Annotated in this window: 1 protein-coding gene and 1 pseudogene; both read left to right on the top strand. The window is 77.1% G+C overall.

Annotated features, from left to right (window positions below; all coding sequences use genetic code 11):
• Positions 1-29 precede the first annotated feature (29 nt).
• Positions 30-10,172 carry a type I polyketide synthase gene (locus ACIGAN_RS03675; RefSeq protein ID WP_399854661.1) on the top strand — a complete coding sequence of 3,381 codons (10,143 nt, stop codon included), beginning with the start codon at positions 30-32 and terminating at the stop codon, positions 10,170-10,172.
• Between the two features lie 67 nt (positions 10,173-10,239).
• Positions 10,240-21,081: pseudogene (locus tag ACIGAN_RS03670) on the top strand (type I polyketide synthase); the annotation flags it as partial.
• Positions 21,082-21,107 lie beyond the last annotated feature (26 nt).

Genomic DNA, 21,107 nt, shown 5'->3' with positions numbered 1-21,107 from the left:
GCCCCGCCGGGTTCAAGGAAGTGACACACGTGGCTGACGACGACAAGTACGTGGAATACCTCAAGCGGGTCACGGGCGAACTGCGGCAGACCCGCCGCCGGCTGCGCGAGGCGGAGGACCGGGTCCGCGAGCCGATCGCCATCGTCGCGATGAGCTGCCGCTTCCCCGGCGACATCCGCAGCCCCGAGGACCTGTGGCGGCTCGTCGACACGGGCGGCGACGCCATCGGCGCGCTGCCCGCGGACCGCGGCTGGGACATCGAGGACCGCTACGACCCCGACCCCGACCGCCCCGGCACCTTCTCCACCCGGGAGGGCGGCTTCCTCCGCGACGCCGCCGCCTTCGACGCGGCCTTCTTCGGCATGAGCCCCCGCGAGGCCCTGGCCACCGACCCCCAGCAGCGCCTGCTGCTGGAAGCCTCCTGGGAACTGCTGGAGCGGGCCGGGATCCGGCCGCAGACCCTGCGGGGCAGCGCCACCGGCGTGTTCGTGGGCGCGGCCACCTCCGGCTACGGCCAGGGCCCCGTCGAGGTGCCCGAGGACGTCCACGGCCTGATGCTGGCAGGCAACGCCACCTCCGTCGCCTCCGGCCGCATCTCCTACGTCCTCGGCCTGGAGGGCCCCACCGTCACCGTCGACACCGCCTGCTCCTCCTCCCTCGTCGCCCTGCACTGGGCGGTGCAGGCCCTGCGCAACGGCGAGTGCGACCTCGCGATGGCCGGCGGCGTCGCCGTCATGGCCACCCCCGGCCTGCTGTTCGAGTTCAGCCGGCAGCGCGGCCTGGCGCCCGACGGCCGCTGCAAGGCGTTCGCCGACTCCGCCGACGGCACCGGCTGGTCCGAAGGCGTCGGCCTGCTCCTGGTGGAACGCCTCTCCGACGCCCGCCGCAACGGCCACCCCGTGCTCGCCGTGGTCCGCGGCTCCGCCGTCAACTCCGACGGCGCCTCCAACGGACTGACCGCCCCCAACGGCCCCGCCCAGCAGCGGGTGATCGAGCAGGCCCTCGCCAACGCCGGTCTCACCGCCGCCGACGTCGACGCCGTCGAGGCGCACGGCACCGGCACCACCCTCGGCGACCCGATCGAGGCCCAGGCCCTGCTGGCCACCTACGGCCAGGACCGGCCCGCCGAACGGCCGCTGCTGCTCGGCTCCCTGAAGTCCAACCTCGGCCACACCCAGGCCGCCGCCGGAGTCGCCGGCGTCATCAAGACCGTGATGGCGCTGCGGCACGGCCGGCTGCCGCGCACCCTGCACGTCGACACGCCCTCCACGCACGTCGACTGGGACGCCGGACACGTCCGCCTGCTCACCGAGCCCGCCGACTGGCCGGACACCGGCGACCGCCCGCGCCGGGCCGCCGTCTCCTCCTTCGGCATCAGCGGCACCAACGCCCACACGATCCTGGAGGCCGCACCCGAGCCGGAGCCCGCGGCGGACGACACGACCCCGACGGCCGCTCCGGCCGAACCGCTGCCCCTGGCCCCCTGGTTCCTGTCCGCGCGCAGCGCCGAGGCCCTGCGCGGCCAGGCCGCACGGCTCCTCGACCACGTCACCGCCCACCCCGGGCACGACCCGCACGACACCGCCCGCGCCCTGGCCACCACCCGGCAGGCCTTCGAGCACCGGGCCGCCGTCCTCGCCCCGGACACCGCCGCCGCACGCGACGCGCTGCGCGCCCTCGCCGACGGCGAGGAGCACCCGGCCGTCGTCACCGGCCGCACCCTGCGCGGCGGCACCGCGTTCCTGTTCCCCGGGCAGGGCGCCCAGCGCCCCGGCATGGGCCGGGACCTGTACGACGCCTTCCCCGCCTTCGCCCGCGCCTACGACGAGGTCTGCGCCCACCTCGACCCCGAACTCGGCCTGTCCCTCAAGGACACCGTCCTGCACACCGGCGACGAGGAGGCCCTGCGCGCCACGGGACTCGCCCAGCCGGCCCTGTTCGCCTTCGGGGTGGCCCTGTTCCGGCTGCTGGAGTCCTGGGGCATCACCCCCAAGTACCTGCTGGGCCACTCCCTGGGCGAGCTGACCGCCGCCCACGTCGCGGGCGTGTGGTCGCTGGCCGACGCCTGCCGGCTCGTCGCCGCCCGCGGCCGGCTCATGCAGGCACTGCCCGAGGGCGGCGCCATGATCTCAATCGACGCGGCCGAGGACGAGGTGACCCCGCTGCTCGCCGCGCACGGCGACGCCGTGTCCGTCGCCGCCGTCAACGGGCCCCGCGCCACCGTGATCTCCGGCAGCACCGCGGCCGTCGAGGCGGTCGCCGCCGAACTCGGCGCCCACGGCCGGACCACCCGGCGGCTGCGCGTGTCGCACGCCTTCCACTCCGCCCGCATGGACGGCGCCCTCGACGAGTTCCGGCGCGTCGCCGAGAGCGTCACCGCCCGTCCGCCGCGGATCACCGTCGTCTCCGACCTCACCGGCCGTGCCGCCACCGCCGAGGAACTCGCCTCGGCCGACTACTGGGTACGGCACCTGCGCCACACCGTCCGCTTCGCCGACGGCGTCGGCCACCTCGTCGAGCGGGGCGTCACCCGCTTCCTCGAACTCGGCCCCGACGCCTCCCTCACCGCGCTCGCCCGCACCTGCCTGCCCGACGACACCACCGAGCGGGTCTGCCTGCCCCTGCAGCGCAAGGGCCGCCCCGAGCCGGCCACCCTGCTGGCCGCCGTGGCCGGGGCCCACGCCCACGGTGTGCCCGTCGACCACGAGCGCCTCCTCGGCGGCCCGGGGCCGGACGCCCCCCGGATCGAGCTGCCCACCTACGCCTTCACCCGCGAGCGGTACTGGCTGCGGCCCGCCGCACAGACCGGCGATGTCAGCGGTGCCGGTCTCGCGGGCGCCGGGCACCCACTGCTCGGTGCCGTGGTCCGCGTCGCCGACGAGGACCGGGTCCTGCTCACCGGCCGCCTGTCCACCCGGAGCCAGCCCTGGCTCGCCGACCACACCGTCTCCGGGACCGTCCTGCTGCCCGGCACCGCCTTCGTCGAACTCGTCCTGCGGGCCGGTGACGAGGTCGGCTGCGGCCTGCTGGAGGAGCTCACCCTCCAGGCGCCGCTGGCCCTGCCCGACGGCACCGGCGTGCAGCTGCAGATCGTGCTGGGCGCCCCCGACGACGCGGGCCGCCGCACGGTCGCCGTCCACGCCCGCCCGGACGCCGACGACGACACCCCCTGGACCCGGCACGCCACCGCCGTCCTCGCCCCGGCCACCCCCGCCGCGGCCGGCGACGACCTGACCGCATGGCCGCCCGCCGGCGCCCGTCCCGTCCCGCTGGACGACTTCTACGCCGCGCTCGCCGCCCAGGGCTACCAGTACGGCCCCGTCTTCCAGGGCCTGCGCGCCGCCTGGCGCGACGGCGACGTCCGGTACGCCGAGGTCTCCCTGCCCGAGGACGAGCACCGCGACGCCGCCCGCTTCGGACTGCACCCCGCGCTCCTCGACGCCGCCCTGCACGCCCAGCTCACCGGCGGCGGCGAGGCGGACGGCGACGGCGGGGGAGTGGGCCTGCCCTTCGCCTTCAGCGGCGTCACCCTGCATGCCGTCGGCGCCACCGCCCTGCGCGTCCGGCTCGACAAGCGCCCGGGCGGTTCGGTGCGGCTGCGCGTCGCCGACGGCACCGGACGACCCGTGGCCACCGTCGACTCCCTCGTCAGCCGCCCGCTGTCCGCGGACGCCACGCCCGCCGCCCGGCCGGCCGACGGAGCGCTGTACGCCGTCCGCTGGACGGCCGCCGACCTGCCCGGGGCGCCGGCCACGGACGGCTGGCGCCTGGCCGCCGAGGACCCGTCGGACCTGGTCCCCGACTGGCCCGCGCTCGGCGCCGACGGCTGCACCGCCGCCGTCCTGCCCTTCGCCTCCGCACCCGGCGAGACCCCCGCCGCGGTCGCCTCCCGCGCCCTGGACGCCCTGCACACCCTCCTCGACGACGAGCGCACCCGGGACGCCCCTGTGGTCGTCGTCACCCGGGGCGCCGTCGCCGCCGGGGACGAGGACGTACCGGACCTGTCCGCCGCCGCCCTGTGGGGTCTGGTGCGCTCCGCCCAGACGGAGAACCCCGGCCGGATCGTCCTCGCCGACCTCGACGGCACCGACGCCTCCCGCACCGCCCTGGCCGCCGCGGTCGCCTCCGGCGCACCGCAACTCGCCCTGCGCGAGGGCCGGTTGCTCACGCCCTCGCTGACGCGTGCGGGCACCGCGCGGAACGCCGCCGAGAACCCCGCCGGCCCCGACGCCGCACGGACCGCCGCCTGGGACCCGGACGGCACCGTCCTGATCACCGGCGGCACCGGTGCGCTCGGTGCGCTCGTCGCCCGGCACCTGGTCACCACGCACGGCGTGCGCTCCCTGCTGCTGCTCTCCCGCAGCGGCCCGCACGCCCCCGGCGCCACCGAGCTCGCCGCCGAACTCACCGCCCACGGCGCGGCCGTCCGCATCGAGGCCTGCGACGCGGCCGACCCCGCGGCCCTCGCGGCCGCCCTGGCCACCGTCCCCGCCGAGCACCCGCTGCGCGCCGTCGTGCACACCGCCGGCGTCCTCGACGACGGCGTCCTCGCCTCCCTCACCCCGGACCGCCTCGCCACCGTCCTGCGCGCCAAGGCCGACTCCGCGCTCGCCCTGCACCGGGCCACCCGCGACGCCGGCCTCACCGCCTTCGTGCTGTTCTCCTCCGCCGCCGGCCTCCTCGGCGGCGCCGGACAGGCCAACTACGCCGCCGCCAACACCGTCCTGGACGCCCTCGCCCAGCACCGCCGCGCCCAGGGACTGCCCGCCGTCTCGCTCGCCTGGACCCTGTGGCAGCACGACGGCGGCATGACCGGCGGCCTCGACGACGGCGACGTACGCCGCATCGCCGCCTCCGGACTGCCCGCCCTCGCCCCCGCGCACGCCCTGCGGCTGCTGGACGAGGCGCTCACATCCGACGAGGCCGTGCTCGCCCCGCTGCGCACCGACCCCGCCGCGCTGCGGGCCGCCGCCGCGGCCGGCCGGCTGCCCGCCCTGCTCCACGGCCTGGTCCCGGCACCGGCCCGGCGCACCGCCCGCACCGCGGACGGCGCCGACTCCTCCGCACTCCTGCGGCGCCTGGCCGCACTCACCGGACCCGAGCAGGAACGCCTGCTGCTGGACGTGGTGCGCCGCCACGCCGCCGTCGCCCTCGGCCACGGCTCGGCCGGCGCCGTCGACGGCGAACAGTCCTTCAAGGACCTCGGCTTCGACTCCCTCACCTCGGTCGACCTGCGCAACCGGCTGAACGCCGAAACGGGACTCAGGCTGCCCGCCACCCTGGTCTTCGACCACCCCAGGCCCAGCGCCCTCGCCCGCCACCTGCGGCAGGAACTCGCCGGCAGCGCCGAGACGGCCGAGACCGCCACCGCCGCCGCGGGCGACGACGACCCCGTCGTCATCGTCTCCATGGCCTGCCAGTACCCCGGCGGAGTCACCTCCCCCGAGGAACTGTGGCGGTTCGTGTCCGAGGGCGGCGACGCCATCGGGGCCTTCCCCACCGACCGGGGCTGGGACCTGGACCGGCTGCCCGGCCTGGAGGCCGGCTTCCTGCACGGCGCCACCCACTTCGACGCCGCCCTGTTCGGCATCTCCCCGCGCGAGGCCCTCGCCATGGACCCGCAGCAGCGCCTGCTCCTGGAGACGTCCTGGGAGGTCTTCGAGCGCGCCGGCCTCGACCCGCTGGCCCAGCAGGGCAGCCGCACCGGCGTGTACGTCGGCGCGATGGGTTCCGGCTACGCGTCCGGCCTCGCCGACATCCCCGAGGGCATGGAGGGCTACATCGGCCTCGGCGTGTCCGGCAGTGTCATCTCCGGCCGGGTCGCCTACACCTTCGGCCTGGAGGGGCCGACGATGACGGTCGACACCGCCTGCTCCTCCGCCCTGGTCGCCCTGCACCTCGCCGCCCAGGCGCTGCGGCGGGGGGAGTGCTCGATGGCGCTGGCCGGCGGCGTCACCGTCATGGCCACCCCCGGCACCTACACCGAGTTCACCGCGCAGAACGGCCTGGCCGCCGACGGCCGCTGCAAGGCGTTCGCCGCCGCCGCGGACGGCACCAGCTTCTCCGAGGGCGTCGGCATGCTCCTGCTGGAACGGCTGTCGGACGCCCGGCGCAACGGGCACCCGGTGCTCGCCGTCGTCCGCGGTTCGGCCACCAACCAGGACGGCGCGTCCAACGGCCTGACCGCCCCCAGCGGCCCCTCCCAGCAGCACGTCATCCGCCAGGCCCTCGCCTCGGCCGGACTCTCCGCCGCCGACGTGGACGCCGTGGAGGCGCACGGCACCGGCACCACCCTCGGCGACCCCATCGAGGCCCAGGCCCTGTTCGCCACCTACGGCCGGGAGCGTCCCGAGGGGCGGCCCCTGCTGCTGGGCTCCGCCAAGTCGAACTTCGGCCACACCCAGGCCGCCGCGGGCGCCGCCGGCGTCATCAAGATGGTGATGGCGATGCACCACGGCGAACTGCCCCGCACTTTGCACGTCGACGAACCCTCCCCGCACATCGACTGGTCCAGCGGCACCATCGAACTGCTCACCGAGCCCCGCCCGTGGCCCGCCCGCGAAGGACGCCCCCGCCGGGCCGGCGTCTCCTCCTTCGGCATCAGCGGCAGCAACGCCCACGTCGTCCTGGAGGAGCCCCCCGCCCCCGCACCCGCTCCCGAACGGGACGCGGCGGCCGTCGTGCCGCGCGCCCACCCCGTCTCCGGGCACACCCCCGAGGCGCTGCGCGCCCAGGCGGCCCGGCTGCGCACCCACCTGCGCACCGCCGACCACGACCCGCGCGACCTCGCACACACCCTGGTCACGGCCCGCCACGCGCAACGCCACCGGGCCGTCGTCGTCGCCGAGGACCGGGAGGAACTGCTCACCGGCCTCGCCGCCGTCGCCACCGGCGAGAGCGCCGGCCACGTCGTCACCGGCGCTGCCGACGGCGGCCGCCTCGCCGTCCTGTTCAGCGGCCAGGGCGCCCAACGCCCCGGCATGGGCCGCGACCTGTACGCCGCCCACCCGGTGTTCGCCGAGACCTTCGACGCCGTCTGCGCCGAACTGGACCGGCACCTGGACGGACCGCCGCTGCGGGAGGTCGTCCTCGCCGCCGAGGGCAGTGCCGAGGCGGCGCTGCTGGACCGCACCGCCTGGACCCAGGCCGCCCTGTTCGCCTTCGGCACGGCCGCCCACGCCCTGACCGCCTCCTGGGGCGTCCGGCCCGACGTACTGGCCGGGCACTCCGTCGGCGAGCTCACCGCCGCGCACGCCGCCGGGGTGCTCGACCTCGCCGACGCCTGCGCCCTGGTCGCCGCGCGCGGCCGGCTCATGCAGGCGCTGCCGGAGGGCGGCGCGATGACCGCCGTCGAGGCCACCGAGGCGGAGGTGCTGCCGTACCTGGAGGGCCGGGCCGACCGCGTCGCGATCGCCGCCGTCAACGGGCCCGTCTCCGTCGTGGTCTCCGGCGCCGCGGACGACGTGGACGCGGTCGCCGCCGAGTTCGCCGCGCGCGGCCGCCGGACCCGGCGCCTGCGGGTCAGCCACGCCTTCCACTCGCCGCTGATGGACGCCATGCTGGAGGACTTCCGGCAGGTGGCCGCGCGCGTGCGCTACGCGCCGCCGGCCGTCCCCGTGGTGTCGAACCTGACCGGTGCCCTGTGCGCCGGCGAGGACCTGTGCACCCCGGACTACTGGGTGCGCCACGTCCGCGAGGCCGTGCGCTTCGCGGACGGGGTGCGCGCCCTGGAGACCGAGGGCGTCACCCTCTGCCTCGAACTCGGCCCCGACGCCACCCTCACCCCCCTGGTCCGCGACGGCGTCGGCGACCCGGCCGCCGTCACCGCCGTGCCCCTCCTCCAGCGCGACCTGCCCGAGACGCGCGCGGCGCTGCTGGCCGCCGCCACCCTGCACGCGCACGGCCGCGGAGACCTGCCCGCCCACCCCGCCGACGCCGGCGCCCGGCCCGTCGCCCTGCCGACGTACGCCTTCCAGCGCGAGCGCTACTGGCTGGAACCGTCCGCTCGGACCGCCGCGCCCGCGGCCGACGGCGACTTCTGGGACCTGGTCGAGGCCGCCGACCCGGCAGCCCTGGCCGAGCGGCTCGACCTCGACGCGGACGCCCCGCTCAGCGCCGTCCTGCCCGCCCTCGCCGCCTGGCGCGGCGCGGACCGCAGGCACGCCGAGGAACAGCGCTGGGAGCACCGCGTCACCTGGCGGCCCGCCGCCGACGGCGCCACCGCCGCCCTCACCGGCACCTGGCTGCTCGCCGTCCCCGGCTCACTGGACGGCGGCCCCTGGGCCACGTCGATCGCCGAGGCACTCACCGCGCACGGCGCCCACGTCCGCGTCCTGCCCGTGGACTGCGCGGGCGCCGACCGCACGACCCTGGCCGCCGCCTACGACACCGCCCGCGAGGACGGCCCGGCGCCCGCGGGCGTGCTGTCCCTGCTGGCCGCCGACACCCGGCCGCTGCCCGGCCACCGCGCCGTCCCGGCCGGCCTCGCCGCGACCACCGCCCTCGTGCAGGCCCTCGCCGACCGGGCCACGGGCCCGGACACCACCCGCCTGTGGGCCGTCACCGCGGGCGCGGCCGGCGTGCTGGGCCACGAGGCGCCCGCCGCACTCGAACAGGCCGCCGTATGGGGCCTGGGCCGCACCGCCGCGCTGGAACACCCGCAGCTGTGGGGCGGACTGGTCGACCTGCCCGCCGGCACCGGTGCCCTCGCCCCCGACATCGCCCGCCGGCTGTGCGCGGTCCTGGCGGACGGCCGCGAGGACCAGACCGCCGTGCGCGCCGCCGGCACCTTCCTGCGCCGCCTCGAACGCGTCCCCGCCGCACGGCCCGCCGGGACGTCGCCCGACTGGACGGGCACCGTCCTGCTCACCGGCGCGACCGGCGCCCTCGGCCTGCGCACCGCCGCCTGGCTCGCCTCCCGCGGTACCACCCGGATCGTCGCCGTCAGCCGCTCGGGCCCCGGCTCGCCCGGCGCCGCCCGCCTCGAGGAGACCCTGGCCGGCACCGGCACCGCACTCGTCCTGGCCGCCTGCGACGTCGCCGACCGGGACGCGCTCGCCGCCCTGCTGGCCGAGCACCCCGTCGACGCGGTCGTGCACACCGCCGGCGTGCTCGACGACCGGCTCATCGACGGCATGGACGCCGACGCCCTGGAGCGCGTGCTGCGGCCCAAGCTCGCCGCCGCCCGCAACCTCCACGACCTCACCCGGGACCGGGACCTGACGGCGTTCGTCCTGTACTCGTCGGTCTCCGGCACCCTGGGCACCATCGGCCAGGCCAACTACGCCGCCGCCAACGCCTGCCTCGACGCGCTCGCCGAACAGCGCCGCGCCGCCGGCCTGCCGGCCACCTCCCTGGCCTGGGGCCCCTGGGCGGGCGGCGGCATGGCGACCCGGGACGCCGGCACCGAGGCCCGCATGCGCCGCGGCGGCATCAGCCCCCTCGACCCCGACCGGGCGGTGGAGGCGGTCGGCCGGGCCACGGCACGCACCGACGCCGTGCTCGCCGTCGCCGACATCGACTGGGCGCGGTTCGCCCCCGGCTTCACCACCTCCCGGCCCAGCCCGCTGCTCGCCGAACTGCCCGAGGTGCGCGAACTGCTCGCCCGGCGTCCCGAGAGCGCGGACGCGGACGCCGGGCAGGCCCTGCGCGCCCGGCTGGCCGGACAGACCCCCGCCGAACGGGAACGCACGCTGGTCGGCCTGGTGCGCACCGAGGCCGCCGCCGTCCTCGGGCACGCCTCCGCCGACCGGGTCGGCGCCACGCAGGCGTTCAACGCCCTCGGCTTCGACTCGCTGACGGCGGTCGAACTGCGCAACCGGATCGGCGCCGCCACCGGTCTCGCCCTGCCGGCCACGCTCCTGTTCGACCAGCCCAACGCCACCGCGCTCGCCGGACACCTGCTCGGCCGGCTCACCGACGACACGGACGCGGCCGGCGCCGTCCTCGCCGACCTCGACCGGCTGGAAGCGGCCCTGTCCGGGCTGCCGGCCGGCGACGCCCGGCTCGACCGCATCGGCGCCCGCCTGCAGTCGCTGCTCGGACGCATCGGCGGCACCGCGACCGCCGCCGCACCGGCCGCGGCGACCGGCGACGACATCACCGACCGCCTGGAGTCCGCCGCGGCGGACGAACTCTTCGACTTCATCGAGAACGACCTCGGCATCTCCTAGCGGGGACGGCCACGGGACCTCGGAAACGGGTGAGGAACGCATGAGCGATGAGGACAAGCTCCTCGGCTACCTGAAGAAGGTCACGGCCGATCTCCACCAGACGCGACAGCGGCTGGCGGCGGCCGAGGCCCGCGAGAAGGAACCCATAGCGATCGTCGCGATGGGCTGCCGCTTCCCCGGCGGCGTGTCCGGCCCCGACGACCTGTGGCGGCTGCTGGAGGACGGCACCGACGCGATGACCGACTGGCCGCGCGACCGCGGCTGGGACGTCGAGTCGCTCTACGACCCGGAACCGGGCACGCCCGGCCGCAGCTACACCCGCACCGGCGGGTTCATCGACCGGGTCGCCGACTTCGACGCCTCGTTCTTCGGCATCTCCCCGCGCGAGGCCGTCGGCACCGACCCGCAGCAGCGGCTGCTGCTGGAGATCTGCTGGGAGGCCCTGGAACGCGCCGGCATCGACCCGCTCGCCCTGCGCGGCAGCCGCACCGGCGTGTTCGCCGGCACCAACCTGCAGGACTACCCCGCCCTGCTCGCCCACTCCGACAACGCCGGCGACGACGGTGTCGGCAACTCGCCCAGCGTGCTCTCCGGGCGCATCTCGTACACCCTGGGCCTGGAGGGCCCGGCCGTCTCCGTCGACACCGCCTGCTCCTCCTCCCTGGTCACCCTGCACCTGGCCGCGCAGGCGCTGCGCGCGGGGGAGTGCGACCTGGCCCTGGCCGGCGGCGTCACCGTCATGTCGACCCCGACGATCTTCCTCGAATTCAGCCGCCAGCGCGGGCTGTCCCCGGACGGACGCTGCCGGGCCTTCGCCGACGCGGCCGACGGCACCGCCTGGGGCGAGGGCGCCGGCGTCCTCGTCGTCGAGCGGCTGGCCGACGCCCGCCGCAACGGCCACCCCGTCCTCGCCGTGCTGCGCGGCTCCGCCGTCAACCAGGACGGCGCCTCCAACGGCCTGACCGCACCCAACGGGCCGTCCCAGGAACGCGTCATCTGGCAGGCCCTGCGCTCCGCCGGACTCGCCCCCGCCGACGTCGACGCCGTCGAGGCGCACGGCACCGGCACCACCCTCGGCGACCCCATCGAGGCCCAGGCCCTGCTGGCCACCTACGGCCAGGACCGGCCCGCCGACCGCCCGCTGCTGCTCGGCTCGGTGAAGTCCAACATCGGCCACACCCAGGCCGCCGCCGGAGTCGCCGGCGTCATCAAGACCGTCCTCGCCCTGCGCGCCGGCCGCCTGCCGGCCACCCTGCACGTCGACCGGCCCAGCCGGCACGTCGACTGGAGCGCGGGCCACGTCGAACTGCTCACCGAGGCCCGCGACTGGCCCGGCACCGGCGACCGGCCGCGCCGCGCCGCGGTCTCCTCCTTCGGCGTCAGCGGCACCAACGCCCACGTCATCCTCGAACAGGCCCCCGAGCCGGACCCGGACGAGACGGCCGCGCCGGCCGACGACACCCCCCGCGCCCGGGCCTTCCCCGTCTCCGGGCGCACCGCCGCCGCCCTGCGCGCGCAGGCCGCCCGCCTCGCCGCCCACCTGCGGGCCGCCCCCGACGGCACGCCCCGCCCCGCCGACCTGGCCTGGTCCCTGGCCGCCACCCGGCCCGCCCTCGAACACCGGGCCGTGGTCGTCGCCCGCGACCGGGACGATCTCCTGCGCGGCCTGGCCTCACTCGCCGAGGGCACACCCGACGCGGCCGTCGTGCGCGGTGTCGCCGACACCGACGGCGACCCGGTCCTCCTCTTTCCCGGCCAGGGCCCCCAGTGGGAGGGCATGGCCACCGAGCTGTACGGGGCCGACCCGCGGTTCCGCCGCTTCTTCGACGAGGCCGCCGCCGCGGTCGAGGCGTTCACCGACTACGCGGTCCTCGACGTGCTGCGCCGCGCACCGGGCGCCCCGCCGCTGGAGCGCCTCGACGTCGTCCAGCCCACCCTGTTCGTCGTCTGCGTCGCACTCGCCCGGCTGTGGATGGCCTGCGGAGTGCGCCCCGCCGCGGTGGCCGGGCAGAGCCAGGGCGAGATCGCCGCCGCCCACATTGCCGGCGTCCTCACCCTGGAGGACGCCGCCCGCGTCGTCGTCACCCGCTCCCGGGAACTGACCGCCATCACCGGCCGCGGCGGCATGGTGGCCGTCCCCCTGCCGCTCGCCGAGGTGGAACAGCTCCTGACCCCCTACGAGGGCCGGATCTCGGTGGGTTCGGTCACCGGCCCGCGCTCGGTCACCGTCTCCGGGGACGCCGAACCGCTCGCCGAACTCCTGACCGTCCTCACCGACGCCGGGGTCCGCGCCCGCCGCGTCCCCGTGGACTACGCCTCCCACTGCGCCCAGGTGGAGGAGGTCCGCGACGCGCTCCTCGCCGGGTTCGCCCCGGTCCGCCCGCGCCCCGCACAAATCCCCTTCCACTCCACCGTCACCGGGGCCCGCGTCGAGGACACCACCACCCTCGACGCCGCCTACTGGTACGACAACGTCCGCCGCCCGGTCCGCTTCGAGACCACCGTGCGGGACCTCGCCGCAGCCGGGCACCGCGTCTTCGTCGAGGCCGGCCCGCACCCCGTCGTCACCACCGCGGTCGGCGACATCCTGGAGGACCTCGGCATCACCGACGGCGCCGTCCTCGGCACCCTGCGCCGCTCCGAAGGCGGACCCGAGCGCTTCCTCGCCTCCGCCGCCGCCCTCGCCGTGCGCGGCGGCAGCGTCGACTGGACGGCCGTCCACGACGAGCCCGCCCACCGCGTCGACCTGCCCGTCTACGCCTTCCAACGCCGCCGCTACTGGCCCGCCTTCACCGGCGCGCCGGCCGCGGACACCGCCGCCGGCACCGCGGACGCCCCGTTCTGGCAGGCCGTCGAGGCGGGCGACCTCGACACCCTGGCCGCCGCCCTCGACCTGGAGCCGGACACCGTCTCCGCCCTCGCCCCCGCCCTGGCCGGCTACCGCAGGCGCAGCACCGACCGGGCCACCGCCGACCGCTGGCGCTACCGCATCACCTGGCACCCCCTGGCCGACCACCCCGCCCCCGCGCTGACCGGACGCTGGCCGCTGCTGGTGCCCCGCGGCCACGAGGACGGCCCCGAGGCCACCGCGGTCCGCGCCGCCCTCACCCGGGCCGGCGCCGACTGCGTTCCGGTCGTCGTCGACACCGCCGCCGACCGCGCCGCCCTCGCCGCCGCCCTGTCCGGCGCGGCCGACGGAGCCCGGGCCGTGCTGTCCCTCCTCGCCCTGGACGACACCCCGCACCCCGGCCACCCGCTGCTGCCGGGCGGGTTCGCCGCCACCGTCGCCCTCGTCCAGGCCATGGACGACCTCAACACCCGCCTGCCGGTGTGGTTCCTGACCCGCGGCGCCGTCGCCACCGCGCCCGCAGCGGGCCCCGACCACCCCGCCCAGGCCCTCGTCTGGGGCTTCGGCCGGGTCGTCGCGCTGGAACAGGCCGACTGCTGGGGCGGCCTGGCCGACCTGCCGGCCGACCCGGACGACCGCGCCGCCGACCGGCTGATCGCGGTCCTCGGGGGCACCGACCACGAGGACCAGGTCGCCATCCGCCCCGCCGGCGTCCTCGGCCGCCGCCTGGAACGCGCCGCCACCGGCGGGCTGCCCGCCCGCCGCCGCTGGCAGCCCGGCGGCACCGTCCTGGTCACCGGCGGCACCGGCGCCCTCGGCCGGCACGTCGCCCGCTGGCTCGCCCGCTCCGGCGCCGAGCACCTGCTGCTCGTCAGCCGCTCCGGCCCCGACGCGGAGGGCGCCGCCGGGCTGCTGGAGGAACTCGCCGCCCACGGAGCCCGCGCCGAGCTGGCCGCCTGCGACATCGCCGATCCCGACGCCCTCGGCTCCCTGCTCGCCGCCATCCCCGCCGGCCGGCCCCTGACCGCCGTCTTCCACACCGCGGCCGTCCTCGACGACGGCGTCATCGGCTCCCTCACCCCTGACCGGCTCGCCGAGGTCCTGCGGGTCAAGGTCGGCGGCGCCCTCAACCTCGACGCCGCCACCGCCGGACTCGACCTGTCCGCGTTCGTGCTGTTCTCCTCCTCGTCGGGCGTCTTCGGCAGCCCCGGACACGGCAACTACGCCCCCGGCAACGCCTTCCTCGACGCCCTCGCCGAGGACCGCCGCGCCCGCGGACTGCCCGCCACCGCCGTCGCCTGGAGCGGCTGGGCCGACGGCGGCATGGCCTCCGGCACCGTCGGCGAACGCCTCCAGCGGCACGGCGTCCGCCTGATGGACCCCGCCGTCGCGGTCACCGCCCTCCAGGACGCCCTCGACCACGACGACACGACGCTGGTCGTCACCGACATCGACTGGGAGGTCTTCGGCGCCGAACTCGACAAGGGCCGTCCCCGGCGCCTGTACGCCGCCCTGCCCGACCTCGAGCGCCTGCGGGCGAACCGGCCCGCACCCGGCGCCGGCGAAACGGACACGGCGGACACCGAGGGCGGGCTCCCCGCCCAGCTCGCCGCCCTCTCCGACGCGGACCGCAGGCACGCCCTGCTGCACCTCGTCCGCGCCCACATCGCCTACGTCCTCAACCACCCGAGCCCCGACGACGTCGAACCCGCCCGCGCCTTCCGCGAACTCGGCTTCGACTCCCTCACCGCCGTCGAACTGCGCAACACCCTCGGCGAGGCGACCGGCATGCGGCTGCCCGCCACCCTCGTCTACGACTACCCGACCCCGGCCGCGCTCGCCGAACACCTCGACCAGCAACTCGCCCCCCGGCAGGGGCTCCCCGCCTCCGGCGCCGGCCCCGCCGGGCCGCGCACGGACACCGCCGACGACCCCGTCGTGATCGTCGGCATGGCCTGCCGCTTCCCCCGCGGCGCGGACACCCCCGAGCGCTTCTGGCAGCTCCTGGCCGACGGCACCGACGTGATGGGCCCCTTCCCGCAGGACCGGGACTGGGACCTGGAGTCCCTGTACGACCCCGAGCCCGGACGGGCCGGCCGCACCTCCACGCTCACCGGTGGTTTCCTCGACGGCTTCGCGGACTTCGACCCGGGCGTGTTCAACATCTCGCCGCGTGAGGCCCTCGCCATGGACCCGCAGCAGCGGCTGCTGCTGGAGATGGCGTGGGAGACGTTCGAGCGGGCCGGGATCGACCCGCGCGCGCTGCGCGGCAGCCGCACCGGTGTCTTCGCCGGCACCAACTACCAGGACTACACCTCCCGCCCGATCGCACCGGGCGACGAGGTCGGAGCCCACCTGGGCACCGGCAACTCCGCCAGTGTCATGTCGGGCCGGCTGTCGTACACCTTCGGCCTGGAAGGCCCGGCCGTCACCGTCGACACCGCCTGCTCGTCCTCCCTCGTGGCCCTGCACCTGGCCGTGCAGTCGCTGCGGGCGGGGGAGTGCGACCTCGCCCTCGCGGGCGGAGTCACCGTGATGTCGACGCCCGGTCTGTTCGTCGACTTCAGCCGTCAGCAGGGGCTGGCGGCTGACGGGCGGTGCAAGGCGTTCGCGGACGCGGCGGACGGCACCGGGTTCTCCGAGGGCGGCGGTCTGCTGCTGGTGGAGCGGTTGTCGGACGCGCGCCGGCTGGGGCATCGCGTACTGGCGGTGGTGAAGGGCAGCGCGGTCAACCAGGACGGCGCGTCCAACGGTCTGAGCGCGCCGAACGGCCCCTCTCAGCAGCGGGTGATCCGGGCCGCGCTCGCGGACGCCGGGCTGTCGGCGGCCGAGGTGGACGCGGTGGAGGCGCACGGCACGGGCACGCGGCTGGGTGACCCGATCGAGGCGCAGGCCCTGCTCGCTACCTACGGGCAGGAGCATGACGCGGAGCGTCCGCTGTACCTGGGTTCGGTGAAGTCGAATGTGGGTCACACGCAGGCGGGTGCCGGTGTGGCGGGTGTGATGAAGATGGTGCTGGCGATGGAGCACGGTGTGCTGCCGGCGACGCTGCACGTGGACGCGCCGTCCTCGCACGTGGACTGGGAGCAGGGTGCGGTCGAGCTGCTGACCGAGGCGCGGGAGTGGACCGTGCCGGGGGACCGGCCGCGGCGTGCGGGTGTGTCGTCGTTCGGGATCAGCGGCACCAACGCGCACGTCGTCCTCGAAGCCGCCCCCGAACAACCCGCCCCGCAACAGCCCGCCGCCGGCACGGAGGAGAAGCCGTCCGGCGACGTCCCGTGGGTCGTCAGCGGCCGCGACCCGCGGGCCCTGCGCGACCAGGCCCGCCGCCTGCTCGACCACGTGAGCGCGCACCCCGGCGTGGCCCCGGCCGACACCGCCCTTGCCCTGGCCACCACCCGCACCGCCTTCCCCCACCGCGCCGTCCTCGTCGGCGCGGGCCCGGACGACCTCACCGCCCAGCTCCGGGCCCTCGCCGACGGCACCCCGCTGCCGGCCACCGTCACCGGCACCGCCCGCACCGGCGGACGCACCGCCTTCCTGTTCACCGGACAGGGCGCCCAGCGCCCCGGCATGGGCCGTGAACTGCACGCCGCCTTCCCGGTGTTCGCCGACGCCTTCGACGCCGTGTGCGCACGCGTCCCCGGCCTGCGCGAGGCCGTGTTCGGGGACGACGCCGACCTCGTGCACCGCACCGAGTACGCCCAGCCCGCCCTCTTCGCCTTCGAGGTCGCGCTGTTCCGGCTGCTGGAGTCGCTCGGCGTACGCCCCGACGTGCTCGCGGGCCACTCCATCGGAGAGATCGCCGCGGCCCATGTGGCCGGCGTGTTCTCCCTCGACGACGCCTGCGCCCTGGTGGCCGCCCGCGGACGCCTGATGCAGGCCCTCCCGCCGGGCGGTGCGATGGCCGCCGTGCGGGCCACCGAGGCCGAGGTGGCGCCCCTGCTGGCCGGACGGGAGGACGAGATCGGCGTCGCCGCCCTCAACGGGCCCGACGACACCGTCGTCTCCGGCACCGAGGACGCCGTGACGGAGGTCTGCGCGCACTTCGCCCGGCTGGGCCGGCGCGCCACCCGGCTGCGGGTCGGCCACGCCTTCCACTCGCCCCTGATGGAGCCGGTGCTCGAGGAGTTCCGGGCCGTCGTCACCGGCCTCTCCTACGCCGAGCCGGCCCTGCCCGTCGTGTCGACCGTGACCGGCTCGGCCGCGGAAACCGGCCTGCTCACCGACCCCGAGTACTGGGTACGGCACGTCAGGCGGCCGGTCCGGTTCCACGACGCCCTGCTGCGCCTGCGCGACCTCGGGACGCGCCGCTTCCTGGAGGTGGGCCCCGACAGCCGGCTCACCGCCCTCGCCGAGGCGGCCCTCACCGAGGCGGAGCCCGAGGCCGCGCCGGACGCGGTGTTCACCGCCGCCGTCCAGCGCGACCAGCCCGAACGACGCCGGCTGCTCACCGCGGTCGCCACCCTCTTCGCCCACGGCGCCGACCCCGACTGGGCGGCCCTGCTGCCCGGCACCCGGCCCGTGCCCCTGCCCACGTACGCCTTCCAGCGGCAGCGCTACTGGCTGCCCACCGTGCCGGCCGACGCGGTGGCCGCAGCCGGCGGAGCCGATCCCGCCGGTCACCCGTTCCTCGACGCCGAGATCACCCGGGCGGGCTCCCAGGAGCTGCTGTTCACCGGGCGGCTGTCCACGCGCACCCAGCCCTGGCTCGCCGACCACGCCGTCCTCGGGCAGGTCATCCTCCCCGCCACCGGCTTCCTCGACCTCGCCGTACACGTCGGCGACCGGGCCGGCTGCGGCCACCTGAGCGAACTCACCCTGCTCAGCCCGCTCGCCGTACCGGAGCGGGGAGCCGTCCCCGTCCAGGTCACCGTCGACGCCCCCGACGAGTCCGGGCGCCGCTCCTTCGGCATCTGGTCACGGCCCGCCGGGGACGGGGGGGACTGGCGCCCCCACGCCCGGGGCGTCCTCGCGCCGCAGGTCCCCTCCCCGCCGACGGGCGACCTGGCCGCCTGGCCGCCGCCCGGCGCCGTCCTCGTCTCCGACTCCGACCCCTACGCCGCCTTCGCCGCGGCCGGTTTCGACTACGGGCCCGGCTTCCGCGGGCTGCGCACCGTGTGGCAGCGCGGCGAGGAGGTCTTCGCCGAGGTCGAACTGCCCGAGCCGTACCGGGAGGACGCCGCCCGCCACGGCCTGCACCCCGCGCTCCTGGACGCCGCCGTCCAGGCGCTGCTGGTGCGGCGCCCGGGAGTACCGGCGGACGAACCCGCCCCGCCCATGCTGCCGTTCGCCTGGACCGGGCTGACCCTGCACGCCACCGGCGCCACCGCGCTGCGGGTGCGGCTGGCCCCCGCCGGGCACGACCACGGCTACTCCGTCCTCGTCGCCGACACCACCGGGCAGCCGGTCGCCACCGCCGACGCGATCACCCTGCGCGCGGTGAGCCCCGCCGAGGGCCCGGACCGGCCCGAACTGCTGCGCCTGGACTGGCGGGAGACCCTGCCACTGCCGGCCGCGCCGCGCGCGGAGTCGGTGCGCTGGATCGTCCTCGGCGCCGGTGACGACCGCGTCGCCGCCGCCCTCGACGGGGCCGGCGTGCACCTGGAGACCTACGCCGACCTGGAGGCCCTGGCCAAGGCGGTCGACACCGGCATGACCATGCCCGAACTGGTCCTGGTGGCCCCCGAACCCAGCCGCCCCGACGGCCACGCGGCACCCGACGCGGTACGGGGCCTGCTGACCCGGGTGCACGAGCTGATGTGCGGCTGGCTGGCCGACGACCGGTTCGCCGGCTCCCGGCTGGTCCTCGTCACCCGCGCCGCCGTCACCGCCGGCCCGGTCACCGCGTCTGCCGGGGCGGCCCTGCCGGACGTCGCCGGCGCCGCCCTGTGGGGACTGGTGCGCTCCGCGCAGGCCGAGCACCCCGGACGGTTCCAGCTGCTGGACCTGCCCGGCGAGCCCACGGACGCCGACGACCGGGCGCTGCTCGCCGCGGTCGCCGCCGGCCACCCGCACGGCGCCGTCCGCGACGGACGCCTCCTGCACCCCGACGTCGCCCCCGCCGCCACCGGCCCCACCACGCCCGGCCTGGCCGCCGGAACCGTCCTGGTCACCGGCGCCACCGGCACCCTCGGCCGGGCCGTCGCCCGGCACCTGGTCACCCGGCACGGCGTGCGCTCCCTGCTGCTGGCCGGCCGCCGCGGCCCCGCCGCCGACGGCGCCGACACCCTGGTCGCCGAACTGACCGCACTGGGGGCCAGGGTCCGGCTGGAGGCCTGCGACGTCGCCGACCGCGCCGACGTCACCCGCCTGCTGAGCCGGCTGCCCGACGACGCGCCGCTCACGGGCGTCGTCCACGCGGCCGGCGCCACCGACGACGCCGTGCTCACCGCCCTCGACCCGGGCCGTCTGGACACCGTGCTGCGGCCCAAGGCGGACGGCGCCCGGCACCTGCACGACGCCACCGCGCACCTCGGCCCGACGGCGTTCGTGCTGTTCTCCTCCGCGGCCGGCACCTTCGGCGCGCCCGGCCAGGCCAACTACGCGGCCGCGAACGCCTTCCTCGACGGGCTCGCCGCCCACCGGCACGCCCTCGGGCTGCCCGCCGTCTCCGTCGCCTGGGGACTGTGGGACGGCGACAGCGGCATGACCTCCCGGCTGTCCGCCACCGACCGCGGCCGGCTGGCCCGCGGCGGACTGCGCCCGCTGGCCACCGACGAGGCCCTCGCCCTGCTGGACGACGCGCTGACCGCCACGGACCCCGCGGTGATCGCCGTACGCACCGGCTCGGGCACCGCGGGAGTACGCGCGCTGCTCCGCCCCGCTCCCACCGCCGCGGCCCGCCGCACGGTCGAGGCCGGGTCCACCGGCGGACCGGTCACCTCGCGCCTGCTCGCCGGCACCACGCCCGAGGAGGGCCGCGCCCGTCTGCTCGGACTGGTCCGCGACCTGGCCGCCAGCGTGCTGGGCCACCCCTCGGCCGACGCGGTCGAACCCGACCGCCTCTTCACCGAGCAGGGCTTCGACTCCCTGACGGTGGTGGAACTGCGAAACCACCTCGCCTCGGCGACCGGTCTCACCCTGCCCCCCACCCTGCTGTTCGACCACGCCACCCCCGAGGCGCTCGCCGCCCACCTGCACCAGCGCCTCGACGCGGAGCCGCAGCGGGCCGCGGCACCCGCCGGCGGCCCGGCTCCGGCCGGTCCGCCGGTCCGCGCCGAGGACACGATCGGCGGCCTGTTCAAGGCGGCCTGCCTGGACGGCCGGGTGGACGACGGCTTCACGCTGCTCCAGGCGGCGGCCGGACTGCGCCCCACCTTCACCGCCCCGGCCGACCTGCCGTCCGTCCCGGAGGCCATCCGCCTGTCGGCCGGCGACGCCGCCGCACCCCTGGTGTGCTTCAGCTCCTACGTCGCCCTCGCCGGCGTCCACCAGTACGCCCGGTTCGCCTCCCGCTTCCGCGGCCGGCGCGACGTGTGGGCGCTGCCCACCCAGGGCTTCGGCGCCGGGGAGCCGCTGCCCGCCACCTTCGACGCGGTGGCCGACCTGCACGCCGACGCCGTGCACCGCACCGTCGGCGACACCCCGGCGGTCCTGCTCGGCTCCTCCTCCGGCGGCGTGCTGGCCCTGTCCGCGGCCCGGCGCCTGCAGGAGCGCGGCGCGGCACCGGCCGCCGTCGTCCTGCTGGACACCTACATGCCGCGGGCCGACTCGCCGTTCCTGCGCTTCTCCCAGCAGATGCTGAGCGGCATGTTCGAACGTGAGTCGATGTTCGCGCACATGGACACCGACCGGCTGACCGCCATGAGCTGGTACGTGGCGCTCATCGGCGAATGGGAGCCGGGCCCGCTGGACTGCCCGGTCCTGCTGGTGCGTTCCAGCGAACCGCCGGTGCCCCCGGCCCCCGGGGAGGAGCTGCCCGCGCACGAGTGGCAGACGTCCTGGGACCGGGCCCACACCGTGCTCGACGTCCCCGGCAACCACTTCACCATGATGGAGGCGCACGCCCGCTCCACCGCCGACGCCACCGACGGCTGGCTGACCGGCCTCGGCGCCTGACGTGGGTCCGAGGACACAGCGCAAGG

The sequence above is a fragment of the Streptomyces sp. NPDC085931 genome (assembly GCF_044540565.1).
In the GTDB taxonomy this organism is placed as follows: domain Bacteria; phylum Actinomycetota; class Actinomycetes; order Streptomycetales; family Streptomycetaceae; genus Streptomyces.
The sequence above is the reverse complement of the archived record's forward strand: the minus strand, read 5'-3'. Positions and strand labels throughout refer to the sequence as shown.